8 protein-coding genes are annotated in these 12,892 nt (G+C 72.0%); 7 read left to right on the top strand and 1 reads right to left on the bottom strand.

Annotated features, from left to right (window positions below; genetic code table 11):
• Positions 1–34: 34 nt before the first annotated feature.
• From H6693_03765 to H6693_03735, 7 genes are all read left to right on the top strand, one after another.
• Positions 35–1,117 carry an AAA family ATPase gene (locus H6693_03765; protein ID MCB9515287.1) on the top strand — a complete coding sequence of 361 codons (1,083 nt, stop codon included), beginning with the start codon at positions 35–37 and terminating at the stop codon, positions 1,115–1,117.
• 15 nt (positions 1,118–1,132) lie between these two features.
• Positions 1,133–1,831: a hypothetical protein gene (locus tag H6693_03760; protein ID MCB9515286.1), complete on the top strand. Its 699-nt coding sequence runs from the start codon at positions 1,133–1,135 to the stop codon at positions 1,829–1,831.
• 29 nt (positions 1,832–1,860) lie between these two features.
• Positions 1,861–2,142, top strand: a complete 282-nt coding sequence (locus H6693_03755; protein MCB9515285.1) for a hypothetical protein — start codon at positions 1,861–1,863, stop codon at positions 2,140–2,142.
• A complete protein-coding gene (locus tag H6693_03750) occupies positions 2,139–3,311 on the top strand; it encodes a hypothetical protein (protein MCB9515284.1) in 1,173 nt (390 codons plus the stop codon). The genes H6693_03755 and H6693_03750 overlap by 4 nt, the downstream gene beginning before the upstream one ends.
• 99 nt (positions 3,312–3,410) lie before the next feature.
• Positions 3,411–4,856, top strand: a complete 1,446-nt coding sequence (locus H6693_03745; protein MCB9515283.1) for a TldD/PmbA family protein — start codon at positions 3,411–3,413, stop codon at positions 4,854–4,856.
• Positions 4,853–6,202: a TldD/PmbA family protein gene (locus tag H6693_03740; GenBank protein ID MCB9515282.1), complete on the top strand. Its 1,350-nt coding sequence runs from the start codon at positions 4,853–4,855 to the stop codon at positions 6,200–6,202. Before H6693_03745 ends, H6693_03740 begins: the two co-directional genes overlap by 4 nt.
• Positions 6,203–6,399: 197 nt before the next feature.
• Positions 6,400–11,133 (top strand): T9SS type A sorting domain-containing protein, encoded by a 4,734-nt coding sequence (locus H6693_03735; protein MCB9515281.1) that lies wholly within the window; start codon positions 6,400–6,402, stop codon positions 11,131–11,133.
• Positions 11,134–11,310: 177 nt separating this feature from the next.
• Here the strand turns inward: H6693_03735 and H6693_03730 are convergent, their stop codons facing one another.
• Positions 11,311–12,816 (bottom strand): bifunctional metallophosphatase/5'-nucleotidase, encoded by a 1,506-nt coding sequence (locus tag H6693_03730; protein MCB9515280.1) that lies wholly within the window; start codon positions 12,814–12,816, stop codon positions 11,311–11,313.
• Positions 12,817–12,892: the final 76 nt, after the last annotated feature.

Raw genomic sequence — 12,892 nt, 5'->3', positions numbered from 1 at the left:
GTCCTCCGGGGTGTACGAGACAGGAGGTGTCGGGATGAAGGTACTCGCGGTCGTTAACCAGAAGGGCGGCTGCGGCAAGACCACGCTCGCGATCCATCTCGCCGCCGCGTGGGCCAAGGAGGGCTTCCGGGTCCTGCTCGTGGACCTGGATCCGCAGGGCCACGCGTCCCTGGGCCTGGGCGTGGAAGTGGAGCGCTGCGCGCTGGGCACCTACGACCTGCTCAGCGATCCGGCGGCGTCGCTGGACGCGATGACCGTGCAGGTGCGCGACCATCTCGGCGTGGTGCCCAGCGGCATCATCCTCTCGGCGGCCGAGCAGGAACTGGCCCGCCAGCCGGGACGCGAGAGCCGGCTGCGCAGCGCGCTGCTGCGGCACGCTGAGGCCTACGACTGGGTCATCGTCGACACGGCGCCCGCCGTGGGGCTGCTCACCTTCAACGCGCTCGTGGCGGCCGACGCCCTCCTGGTGCCGGTCGACAGCAGCACCTTCACGCTGCACGGACTCGAGAAGATCCTCGAGACCCTCGAGGTGCTGGAGGAGGAGACGCGCCAGCGCCCCGCCTGCTTCGTGGTCGCCAACGAGTTCAATCCGCGCACGCTCTTCAGCCGCGAGCTCTACGCCGAGCTGGCGGCGAACTCGCGCATCCGCCTGTTGTCCACGCGCGTGCGCAGCAGCGTGCGGGTCAAGATGGCCGCCGCGGCCGGCCTGCCGGTGATGGAACTGGCGCAGGCCGGGCCCGTCCGCCTCGACTTCGAGAATCTCGCCGAGGAGCTCTGGGGCCACCTCGCGGAGCTGACCCTCGCGCGCGACGAGGAGCTGGAGTCCCTGCTCTTCGGCCCCCAGCGCTGCGACGAGGGGGTCCGCTTCCGCATCCACGCTCCCGAGGCGCACGCGGTCTACCTCACGGGCAGCTTCAACCACTGGAATCCCGGAGGCATCCCGCTCGCGCCGCGGCCGGGGAGCGCCGGCGCCTGGGAGGTCACGCTGGCCCTGCCGCCGGGCAACTACGAGTACCGCTACATCATCGACGGGCGCTGGGTGACCGATCCCAGCCACCAGCAGACCCGCCTCAACGACCTGGGTGTCGAGAACTCACTGCTCGTCGTGGGGGCGTAGACGGGAGCACGCCGCATGGGTGTCGCCGGCCAGCCGCAGCGGGCCAATCACATCCGCAGCATCTCGGGACTCTTCCTCAGCCGAACGCTGAGCGTGGAAACCAGGGTCCCGCAAAGCGTTTGCGGCCCCGAGCTCGAGTGTCGCGTGACGGGCCGGCCCGGTTCGCCCTGGCCGCTGGCCCTCGCCGCCAGCCTGGCGCTGAGCGCCTGGCGGCTCGGGGAATCCGTGCGCCTGGAGCTGCCGCCCTCGCGCCTCGCCCTGGCGGCTCGCCTGCTGGGCGCGCCGCCGTCGCGCATGGGTCTGGACTGGCGGGCGAGCGCACCGCCGCCGCTCCGCGTGGAGGTGCTGCCCGGGCTCCTGCTCCTCGGCCCGGGACAGGCCGAGCGCGAGGCGACCGCGCCGGGGACCTGGCGGCTCCAGCTCGTGGAGGGACCGCGCCCGGGCCACTCGCCGATCCTGGCCCTCGTCGAGAGCGCGGACGGCGCGGCGCCGTCCGCCGACGGCGCACCGCTCTTCCTCCTCGGCCTCGACCTCACGCCGCCGCCGCGCCGTGGCGTCACGGGCATCTGGGGACCGCTGGCCCGCCGGCAGCTGCTCGACCCTGGCCGTCTCGGCGCGCTGGCGCTGCAGTCCGGCGACCCGCCGCTGCGCCGCCGCTACCAGGGCTTCCTCGAGGCGCTGCGCCGGACGCCGACCGGAGGCCGGCCCCGGTGACGGCCGCGGGGGCCGGATCCTCGCCCGGCATGGAACCCGTCGTCGCGGTGCTGCTGCGCCGCTTCGAGCTGCAGCTCCGCCAGCTCGACCCGCGCATCCAGGTGGAGGCCGGCGCGCTGCAGCGCGTCTACCGGCTGGACGGCGACGTCCTCGCCGTGCTGCACCTGCACCGCGACCTCTTCCGCCTGCAGACGGGCACCGGCCCCAGCTGGGAAGCGCGCGTGCGCAGCCCCGAGGAGGCCCTCGCCGGCCTGGCGCGCGTCTTCGACCACTACTGGCAGCTGCTCGCCCGCGGGGGGCCGACCGCATGAGACCCTCGACGCGCACACCGGCCCGCTGGCTGCCGCGAACGCTCGCCCTGCTCGCGCTGGTGGCGTGGGGCGCCGTCGTCGTTCCGCGCGCGGCCGCGGACGTGGCGTCCTGGGCCGACTGGGCGGCGCCCGGTCCGCCCCTGCCCGCGCCGGACTCCGCGCGCGATCTGGCGCTGCAGTTTCTCGAGTGGGACTACCTGGCCGACTGGACCGCGGCCACCGTCCGCGGCGAGTCCGCCGGCGAGCTGCCAGGCCGCTGGGCGCGCCTGCGCGAGCTGCGCGGCGTGGCGGGGCGGGAGCCGTCCTGGTCGCTGGAACGACGCCAGCGCGGGCTCTGTCTCTACGAGCAGCTGGAGCTCGAGCCGCCGGCTCTGCTGGTTTTCTGCGACAGCCTGAAGGCCGGGCGCTACGCGCCCAGCAGCCTGCTGTTCGCCGGAATGGCCGAGGGCTTTCTGCTGCAGCGCGCGGGGCTGCCCGGCTGCGGGCGCGCGGACGACGGCGCCGACGCCCTGGCGGCCAGCCTGCCGCAGATTCCCTCCCTCGACCTGGAAGGGCTCAAGGAGGGGCGTCCCTTCGCGGCGCTCTTCTTCGCCGCGGAAGCCGTGCTGGAGACCGGCAGGCTCTCTCGTCTGGAGCGGGTGCGACGTTTCCTCCAGCAGCCCGGTCAGCTCATCTCGGTGAAGAGCGGCAACCACCGGCCGGTGCTGGAGCAGGCCCCGGCGCCCGCGGAGAGCCTCGACGCCGAACACCGGCTCTACGCCCAGGGGCTGCACGTGGACTGGGACAACGGCCGCGAGCTCAACGTCCGCGCGCTGCCCGTCCTGGTGACGCCCGCGCAGCATCTCTACCAGGTGGTGGAGCCGGACGGGCAGTGGACGCTGCTCAGCGACGGACGTCCGCTCGAGCCGCAGGTGGGCCGCTACGCGGTCGACGGCGAACTCCGTGTGGAGAGCGCGCACGTGACGCTGCGCATGAACGGCGGGCGCTACCGGCTGGAGGGGGGCGAGCTGCGCGTCTGGCTGCCCGGCAACTTCCTCGCCAGCAATCGCAACGGCCTGCTGCTGACGGCGCTGATGCTGGTGATCATCATCTACCTGCTCGGCAGCGTGCGGCGGCAGCGACGGCGCCTCGCCGAGCCCACGACGCGGCGGCGGCCCGGTCGCCGCTGAGCCAAGCCGCTGGACTTGGGGCGCGTCCTGGGGCATGATGGCCCCGTCCCGCGCCCCTGCGCGGGCACCCTCATCCGACGACCACTACCGGAGGGCAGCATGAAGGACAGGGTCCTGGCGGCCATCGAGACCGCGCGCCTGCGCGGCGCGGGCTACGCCGACGCGCGCTGGGTGGAGCGGCGCAGCGAGGAACTCATGGTCAAGAACGGCGCCCTCGCCCTGGCCGAGCTCAGGCGCAGCCAGGGCGTGGGGATCCGCGTGCTCAAGAACGGCGCCTGGGGCTTCGCGGCCACGGACCGCCTGGACACCGAGAGCCTCGAGGCGGCGGCCGCGCGGGCCGTGGACATCGCGGAGGCGAGCGCCCGGGTGATGGAAACGCCCGTGGAGCTGGCGGCCGAACCGGTCCAGCAGGCGCGCTGGGCGACGCCGCACACGGAGGATCCCTTCGCCGTCTCGCGCGAGGACAAGCTCGCCCTGCTCCACGGCGCCGAGCGGGCGCTGCACGTGGACCCGCGGGTCAAGGTGGGGCAGGCGCAGATGCTCTTCGACGAGCAGCGCATTCTCTTCGTCAGCACCGAGGGCGCGGAGCTCGAGCAGACCTTGCTGGCCAGCGGCGGGGGCGTGAGCGCGGTCGCCGCGGACGGCAACACGATCCAGCGGCGCAGCTACCCCGACTCCGCCGGCGGCACGCATCTCGGCGGCGGCTACGAGGTGCTGCGCGAGTTCGAGCTCGCCGCGAACAGCCAGCGCGTGGGGGAGGAGGCCGTCGCCCTGCTGGGCGCGGACCCCTGCCCGGAGGGCGAGCGCGACATCATCCTCGAGGGATCGCAGATGGCGCTGCAGATCCACGAGTCCTGCGGCCATGCCAGCGAGCTGGACCGCGTGCTGGGCATGGAGGCGAACTTCGCCGGCCGCAGCTTCCTGACCACCGAGAAGCTGGGCAACTTCACCTACGGCTCCGAGCACGTGAACCTGGTCGCCGACAACACCCTGGCGCGCGGGCTCGCCACCCGGGGCTGGGACGACGAGGGCGTGGCGGCCCAGCGCTGGCACGTCGTGGAGGGCGGCCGCTTCGCCGCCTACCTGACCAGCCGCGAACTGGCGGCGGTGGAAGGGAACGCGCGCAGCCGCGGCTGCAACCGCGCGGAGAACTGGAACCGCACGCCGATCATCCGCATCCCGAATCTCGGGCTGGCGCCCGGCCAGTGGGACCTCGATGACCTGCTCGCAGACACCGACGACGGCCTCTGGCTCGAGACCAACCGCAGCTGGAGCATCGATCAGATGCGGCTGAACTTCCAGTTCAGCACCGAGATCGGCTGGGAGATCAAGAAGGGCAAGAAGACGCGCATGCTGCGCGGCTGCACCTACCAGGGCCGCACGCCGGACTTCTGGGGCGCCTGCGACGCCGTCTGCGGCGCCGCCTGGTGGCGGCCCTTCGGCGTGATGAACTGCGGCAAGGGCGAACCGGGCCAGACCGCCCGGATGACGCACGGCTCCGCCCCGGCCCGCTTCCGCAAGATTCGCGTGGGGGTGAGCGCATGATCGACGAGATGGCCTTCCGCGGCATCGTGGACCGCGTGCTCGCCGCGAGCAAGGCGGACGAAACCGAGCTGGTCCTGGGGGGCGGTCGCGAGGAGCTGACCCGCTTCGGCGAGAACCGCATCACGCAGAACGTGTCCGAGGAGCGCTACGAGCTGCGCGTGCGCGTTCGGCTGGGCCGTCGCATCGGGCTGGCGAGCACGAACGACCTGTCGCCGGGCGGTCTCGAGCGCTGCGTCGAGGACGCCGAGGCGCTGGCGCGCATCCAGCCCGAGAGCGAGCAGGTGATCGACTTCCACCGCGGCGATGCGCGCAGCGAGGATCGCGCCTGGTCGGCGCGGACGGCGTCCGTCGACGCCGCCACGCGCGCCGCCTGGGTGAAGACGGCCGTCGACGTGGCCGCCGGCGAGGGCATCGAGCTGGGCGGCATCGCGCTCAGCACGGACGGCACCATCGGCGACTACGGCGAGATCGGCCAGTTCGGCGTGGCCAACAGCAGCGGCCTCTTCCGCTACGGGCGTCACAGCCGGGCCGTCTTCGAGGTGAGCGCCCAGAAGGGCGACGGCGCCGGCCGCAGCCGCATCCTCGTGCGCGACGCCGGCGACGTGGACGCCGAGGCCGTCGCGCGCGACGCCTGCCGCCGCTGCCTGGACAGCCGCTCGCCCCGCGAGCTGGCGCCCGGCAGCTACACGGTGGTGTTCGAGGCCGAGGCGGCGCAGGACCTGCTCTTCTATCTCACCTATCTCGGCTTCAACGGCCTGGCCGTGGCCGAGGAGCGCTGTCCGCTGGCCGACAAGCTGGGGGAGAAGGTCTTCGGCGAGAACGTCACGCTGCGCGAGGATCCCGCCGACCCGCGGCTCTTCGGCATCGGCTTCGACGGCGAGGGCGTCGACACCCAGGCGCTCACCCTGATCGATCGCGGCGTGGTGCGCGGCTTCCTCCACGATCGCGCCAGCGCCCACCGCAGCGGGCAGACGGCCACCGGCCACGGCCTGCCCCAGCCCAACGCCTGGGGCGCGTTCGTGCGCTTTCCGGTCATGGACGGCGGCCCCGCGAGTCTCGAGGCGCTGATCGGCGGCGTCGAGCGGGGCGTGCTGGTGACCCGCCTCTGGTACACCAACGTCGTCGATCCCATGCGCATGGTGATCACGGGCATGACGCGCGACGGCACCTTCCTCATCGAGAACGGGGCCCTGGCCGGCCCGGTGAAGAACTTCCGCTTCAACCAGAGCCTCATCGACCTGTTCGGCAAGGTCGAGGCGCTCGGCGAAGCCCAGGCGCTGGGCAACGCCGTGCTCCCGCATCTGCGGGTGGCGGACTTCCGCTTCAGCAGCGGGACGGACTTCTAGGACCGACCGGACATTTTCCGGTATCGGCAGGAACCGGGCCGCCCGCCGTGGAAGCGGGCGGCCCAATTCTTTACGATTCAAGCGTTTGGCTCGATTGTTCCGCCGCCGGGCGGCGTGCTATACTTGGTGTCCGTTTACGTCGATCCCACACCCTGTCCCGCCCCGGCGGGACCCGCACCTCCACGCAGGAGACAAGGATGCGCTCTGCCCTCAATCATCGCCTGCCCCTGCATCTTCGCACGTCACTCCCGCTCCTCGTGCTGCTGCTCGTGCTGGCCCAGGCGCTGCCCGCGCTGGCCACCGAGCTGCAGTTGACCTGGCGCGCGGATGCGTCGCTGCGCGCGCTTTCTTCCGCCGAGGACCTGGCCGCGCTGCTCGCCGCCACCCCCGGCCACACCGAGGTCGCCCAGCAGCCGTCGCTGCCCCTGCTGCCGCTGCGGCTCGCGATCCCCTCGGGTGAGCGGGTGACGGCGGTGCGCCTCGAGGACGTCCTCGCCGACCGGGTGCCGCTCGCGCAGGCCCTCGCCGACTTCGAGGGCGTCGTGGACGAGAACGGCAATCGCCTGAGCGTCGCCCCCGTGGGGCAGGACGCCGGCGAGAGCTTCCCGGCCGACTACCTCTACGCCCAGACCACCGGCAGCTTCCGCGGCTTCGCCAGCGCCGAGCTGCTGCTCGCCCCGCTGCGCTACCGGATGGAGAACGGCGCCCCGCTGCTCGAGCGCCTGCTGTCCGCGCGCGTGGTGGTGGAGACGGCGCCCGATCCCGGCGCGCGCGTGCCCCTGCGCCAGCGCGCGGAGGACCTGGCCCTCGGCGAGCGCCTGCTCGTCGCCAGCAGCGCGAACCCCGAAGCGGTGCGCGGCTTCGCGCCGCCGAGCGCGGTCCGCCAGGACGACGGCCCCTTCGACCCGCGCAGCGTGCCCAGCATCGAGGGCAGCGGCGTGGACATGGTCATCGTCTGCGCGCCCGAGTACGCCGCCACCTTCCAGACCCTGGCCGACTTCAAGCTGACCATGGGCATCCCCACCGTGGTTCGCGACACGGACTGGATCCGCGCCAACTATCCCCAGGGCGCCGACCTCCAGGAGACGCTGCGCTTCTTCCTGCAGGACGCGCTGGAGAAGTGGGGCGTGCGCTGGGTCATGCTGGCCGGCGACACCGACACGCTGCCCGCCCGCTACGTGCACTCCTACTTCAAGGATCCGCCGGAGGACATCCCCGCCGAGCTGTACTACGCGGACCTCGACGGCGACTGGAACGGCGACAACGACCAGTACTTCGGCGAGTCCAACTACGGCGGCACCCAGGGTGACGCGGTGGACATGATCGCCGACGTCAACCTGGGCCGCCTGCCCGTGCGCAACGCGGCCGACGCGCAGCTGATGGTGGACAAGATCATCGCCTACAGCTCGCAGCCCGACCCCACCTACACGGCCAACGTGGGCTTCTACGCCGAGGTGCTCTTCCCGGCCGACTGGCAGATCGGCGATCCCGTGGAGCTGATCACGCGCAACGGGGCCGACTACGCCGAGGACGTCTACGACAACCTGCTGCCGCCGCAGATGCAGGCGCTGCGCTTCTACGAGACGGACTGGCTCTACCCGGGCACGCTGCCGGAGAGTCCCGCGGCGGTGCTCGACGACATGGCGAACCGCGCCCACATCGTGCATCACGTGGGGCACGGCTTCCGCTACACCATGTCCATGGGCACGGGGTCGATCGTGGCGGACAACATGTACGCCCTCACGAACGGACTCGACCACCTGCTCGTCATCTACGCGCTCAACTGCACGTCCTGCGCCATCGACTACAACTGCCTGGGCGAGGCCGTGCTGCGCGCGCCGGCCGGCGGCGGCGTCGTGATCGTCGGCAGCATGCGCGAGGCGTTCCCGAACACCAGCATCTACTATCAGGACTCGTTCTTCGAGTCGCTCTTCGCCGACTCGATGAGCGTGGGCGAGTGCTTCTCCTACAGCCACAACACCTGGTCGACGCTCGGCATCGTCGAGGGCAGCCACCGCTGGACGCAGATGAGCTACGTGCTCATCGGCGATCCCTCGCTGGACATCTGGCTGGACACGCCGGAAGCGCTCAGCGCCGCGCTGGTCACGCCGTACACGCTCGACAGCACCACGCTCGAGCTGCAGGTCAGCCGCCTGGGCTCGCCGCTGGAGGGCGCGCGGGTGATCGCCAGCAAGGCCGGTGAGGACCGCGCCGAGGGCGTCACGGACGCGCTGGGCATGGTCTCGATTCCCTTCCGCGCGGAGAGCATGGGGGACATCGACCTCAGCCTCCTGCACCGGCAGGACCTGCCCACCTTCCTCGCCCAGTCCGTCGCGGCGGGCACGGGTCCGCGGCTCTCGGCCGAGCTGCTCGCGGTGGAGGACGATCCCATCGCCGACCCCACGGTGAACGGCAACGCCGACGGGCGACTGGACGCGGGGGAGACGGTGCGGCTCGCGCTGCGCATCACCAACGCCGGCAGCGCGGCGGCGAACGCCCTGACGCTCGACCTGACGCTGCCCGGCGGCGAGGCCGCCGTGACCGAGAGCCACGTGGCGACGGGACAGACCGTCGCGGCGGGCGGTCAGCTCGATCTCACCGGGCTCTTCCTCGTCGACGCGCCGCTGACGCTGGCCGACCGCCGCTACGCGGCGCTCGAGCTCGCCCTGAGCTACACGGGCGGCGGCGATGTCGACCAGCTGGACGTGGAGACCCACGCGCCGCTGCCGCGGCTCTTCGCCTTCGACATCGACGACAGCGCGGGCAACGGGGACGGCAATCCCGACGCGGGGGAGGTCTACGTCTTCCAGCCCGAGTGGAAGAACTACGGCAGCACGCCGGTGGACGGCTGGCAGGCCAGCCTGACGCCGATCGACCCCGCCGGGCAGGTGCTGTCCGGCGCGGTGACGCTGCCGCTGCTCGACCTCCTGGAGCGCGGCGCGTCCGCGGGCATCAACCTGCGCGAGAACGACGTCTCTTCGCCCAACCGCTTCGCGCTGACCCTGACCGGTCCGCTGGGCGGCACGCGGGTCGACACGGTGCAGGTGCGCCGCCCCGAGGCGCCGGGCATGCTCTACCTCGACTCGAGCCTGGCCAGCGACGTGATCGACGTCGCCTGGGACATCCCGGCCGCCCTGCCGGCCTCCTACCTGGTCTACCGCAGCCAGAGCCAGGGCGGGCCGTACTCGCTGGTGTCCAGCGAGCCCACGCAGCACGCCTACTTCCGCAACGACCACCTGGAGCAGAGCACGATCTACTACTTCGTGGTGGAGAGCGTGGACTCGGCCGGCTTCCGCAGCCTGCCGAGCGTCGAGTTCTCGACGAGCACGAACCCCTCGATGCTCGCCGGCTGGCCGCTGCAGACGAACTTCGGCACCGCCAGCAGCGTCGTGATCGGCGACATCGACGGCGACGGCGACAAGGAGCTCGCCGCCGGCGCGGAGCTGCTCTACGCCTGGCACGCCGACGGCGTCGAGATCCAGGACGGCGACTCGAACTCGGCCACCTACGGCGTCCTCAGCCCGAGCGGCGGCGAGTTCACCGCGGCGCTGGCGATGGCGGACGTCGATCCGGCGTTCCCGGGCCTCGAGATCATCGGCGCCACGCGCAATCCCTTCGGCATCTACGTCTACCACGGCGACGGCACCCTGGTCTCCGGCTGGCCCAAGACCCTGCCCAACTGGTGCTGGGGCACGCCGGCGGTGGCGGACGTGGACGGCGACGGCCAGGTGGAGATCTTCGCCATCTGCCTCGACGGCAACCTCTACGCGTGGAACGCCAACGGCACGCCGCAGATCGGCACGACGGGCATCTTCGCCAGCGGCTTCGGCGCCTGGAGCCGCTCCAGCCCCACGCTTTGCAACCTCGACGCCGATCCCGACCTCGAGATCGTGCTGGGCAGCTACGGCTCGAAGAAGCTCTACGCCTTCAACCCCAACGGCAGCACGGTCTCCGGCTTCCCGGTGACCTTCAGCGACGCCATCCACTCGAGTCCCAGCGTGGGCGACCTCGACGGCGACTACGATCTCGAGATCGTCTTCCTGTGCGAGAACGACTCGCTCTACGTCATCAACAACAACGGCACCCGTCGCCCCGGCTTCCCGGTCTACCTGCAGAGCAACGCGGCGGGCCTCGCGCCCAGTCCCGCGCTGGTGGACTTCGAGGACGACGGGCAGATGGAGATCGTCGCGGGCGGAGTGGTCGCCTACACGAGCATGAACCTGACCGTGCTGGACAACAACGGCGTCACGCGCCCCGGCTGGCCGCTGCACTTCGAGGAGAGCAGCGAGGCGAGCCCGGTGGTGGTGGACCTCGACGGCGACGGCGAGCTGGAGATCATGCTCGGCATGGAGACCGGCTACCTCTACGCCTTCGAGGCTGACGCCACCGACATGCCCGGCTTCCCCATCCTCACCGAGGCCGAGCTGCGCAGCTGTCCCACGGTGGACGACCTGGACGGCGACTTCAGCGTCGACGTGGCCCTCTACGGGTGGGACGCCTACGTCTACGTCTGGAACATGCCGGCCTTCTATCGCAACGGTCTGGCGCAGTGGAAGATGTTCCGCGCCAATCCGGGGCGCACCGGCGTCTTCACGCGTGAGGAGCAGAACACCGGCGGCGACGACCTCCCGGTGAGCGCGCCCGACGGCCTGCTCTTCGCGAACTACCCCAACCCCTTCAACCCGAGCACGACGATCCGTTTCGTCACGCCCGCGGGCGAGGGGCTGCTGCCGGTGACGCTGAGCATCCACGACATCCAGGGCCGCCGCATCGCGACGCTGCAGGACGGACCGCTGTCGCGGGGCGTCCAGCAGAGCGTGGTCTGGGACGGCAAGTCCGACACCGGCGCGCCGGTGGCGAGCGGCATCTACTTCGCCCGCGTGGAGATGGGCGACGTGGTGCACTCGCAGAAGATGGTGCTCCTAAAGTAGCGCTCGCGGGTGCTTGGCCTCGCTTCACACTTCGTGAGGCACTCGGCCCAAGCACCCGCTCGCTCGCGGGCAGAGGGGCGCGACCCGGACACAAGGCTCGCTCGCGGGCGGAAGCAGAGAAGACAAGAGGACGGGGGAGCCGGTGGCTCCCCCGTTTTCGTTGCGTGGGCTGCGGGGTCAGTCCTCGACGTGGACGTTCGCGGGGAAGTCGCTCGGGCGCGGCTGCTCGCCCCGCAGCAGGGCCTCCTCGAGCAGGTCGCGGGCGACCACGTCGAGCGTGTCCACCTGGCTGGCGAGATGGAGGATCTCGCCGTAGCCGTCGCCGCCGCCGAAGAGGAAGTCGAGCGTGGCGAGGGTGTAGTCGCGATCCGGGACCAGCGGCTCGCCGCCCACGCGGATGGAGAGCGCGAGGCTGTCCGCCACCGTGTAGTCCGCGCCGCTGACCTGCGCGTAGCGATAGCCGCCGCGGTTGTCGGCCAGGCGGTCGAAGAGCGCGCGCAGGGCGTTGCCGTCCATGTGCAGACGCAGCACCCGGTTGTCGAAGGGCAGCAGCTCGAAGAGCTTCTCGCGCAGCACCGGACCGGCGGGCAGGAAGGTGCGGTAGCCGCCGACGTTCTGCAGGCCGAGGTCGGCGCCCGCCGCACGGCGCATCAGCTCGGCCAGGAGCTGGCCGAGGGGGTCGGCGCCATCGCTCTTGCCGGCGCCGTCGAAGGCCTCCGGCAGCAGGCCGAGCACGGTCTTCATCTCCCGGTCCACGGGCACGCCGGCCTCGGCGATCAGCGCCGCGATCGCCGGGTCCTCTGGCCAGTCGGCCGTGACCGGTTCGAGGCGATCGCGGAGGTCCCAGCTGCCGTCGGGCCGGCGCCGGCACTCGAGCACGCCCAGGTTGTAGCCGTAGCAGCCGGTCTGGCAGACGGTGACGTCGCCCACCCGCTCCGGGTCCTTCAGAAAGCTGTGGCTGTGCCCGCCGAGGATCACCGGCACCGCGGGGACGGCGGCGGCGATCTCGCGATCCTCGCCGAGTCCGCAGTGGCTGAGCGCCACGCGCAGGTCGGCGGCGGGCCGTGGGGCCGCGAGCCAGTCGGCCAGGGCCTCCGCCGGCGGCTGGACCAGGAGCTCCCCGCGCATCGCCTCGGCGCTGAGTTCGGGCAGCGAGCGGGTGATCAGTCCCACGACCTCCACGCGCCACGGGCCCGCCGTGAGCAGCGTGCTGGCGGGCAGGAACGGCGTGCCGTCGGGCAGGTCGAGGTTGGCGCAGAGGCGGGGGAAGCGCGCGCCCACGGCGGCGCGCAGGAAGTTGACGCTCCCGTCGTCCAGCTCGTGATTGCCCAGGGCCATGGCGTCGCAGCCCATGCGGTCTAGCAGGGCCATGCCCAGCGCGCCGCGGTAGACGTGGTAGAACGGCGTGCCCACGAAGAGGTCGCCGGCGTCGAGATAGAGCAGCCGGTCGCCGTAGCGCTCGCGCAGCTGCCCGATGCGCCAGGCGAGCCGGGCGAAGCCGCCGCTGAGCGCGCCCTGGCGGTCGGGGAAGCTGCGGTAGTGGGCGTGGAGATCGTTGGTGTGGACGATCACGAGATCGGGCTCGCCCGCCGGCTCCTCGGCGCGAAGCGGCGCACCGAGGCCGAGCCCGAGCCAGAGTCCGAGCGCGAGGGCGAGGCGGCGGAGGGGGCGCTGGAGGGGCATCTCTCTCCTCGAAAAGCTTTGTCAGGCCGTGGCGCAGGCCCTATCTTTGGACGAGCAACTCGGAGGTGGACGCAGT

This window comes from Candidatus Latescibacterota bacterium, assembly GCA_020633725.1.
Lineage (GTDB): Bacteria > Krumholzibacteriota > Krumholzibacteriia > JACNKJ01 > JACNKJ01 > VGXI01.
This window is presented reverse-complemented; position numbering and strand designations above follow the sequence as displayed.

Bases quoted from the DNA above. Each gene is read 5' to 3' on its own strand.
- H6693_03740 (MCB9515282.1), top strand. From the start codon at position 4,853: ATGATCGACGAGATGGCCTTCCGCGGCATCGTGGACCGCGTGCTCGCC.
- H6693_03755 (MCB9515285.1), top strand. From the start codon at position 1,861: ATGGAACCCGTCGTCGCGGTGCTGCTGCGCCGCTTCGAGCTGCAGCTC.
- H6693_03735 (MCB9515281.1), top strand. From the start codon at position 6,400: ATGCGCTCTGCCCTCAATCATCGCCTGCCCCTGCATCTTCGCACGTCA.
- H6693_03760 (MCB9515286.1), top strand. From the start codon at position 1,133: ATGGGTGTCGCCGGCCAGCCGCAGCGGGCCAATCACATCCGCAGCATC.
- H6693_03730 (MCB9515280.1), bottom strand. From the start codon at position 12,816: ATGCCCCTCCAGCGCCCCCTCCGCCGCCTCGCCCTCGCGCTCGGACTC.
- H6693_03765 (MCB9515287.1), top strand. From the start codon at position 35: ATGAAGGTACTCGCGGTCGTTAACCAGAAGGGCGGCTGCGGCAAGACC.
- H6693_03745 (MCB9515283.1), top strand. From the start codon at position 3,411: ATGAAGGACAGGGTCCTGGCGGCCATCGAGACCGCGCGCCTGCGCGGC.
- H6693_03750 (MCB9515284.1), top strand. From the start codon at position 2,139: ATGAGACCCTCGACGCGCACACCGGCCCGCTGGCTGCCGCGAACGCTC.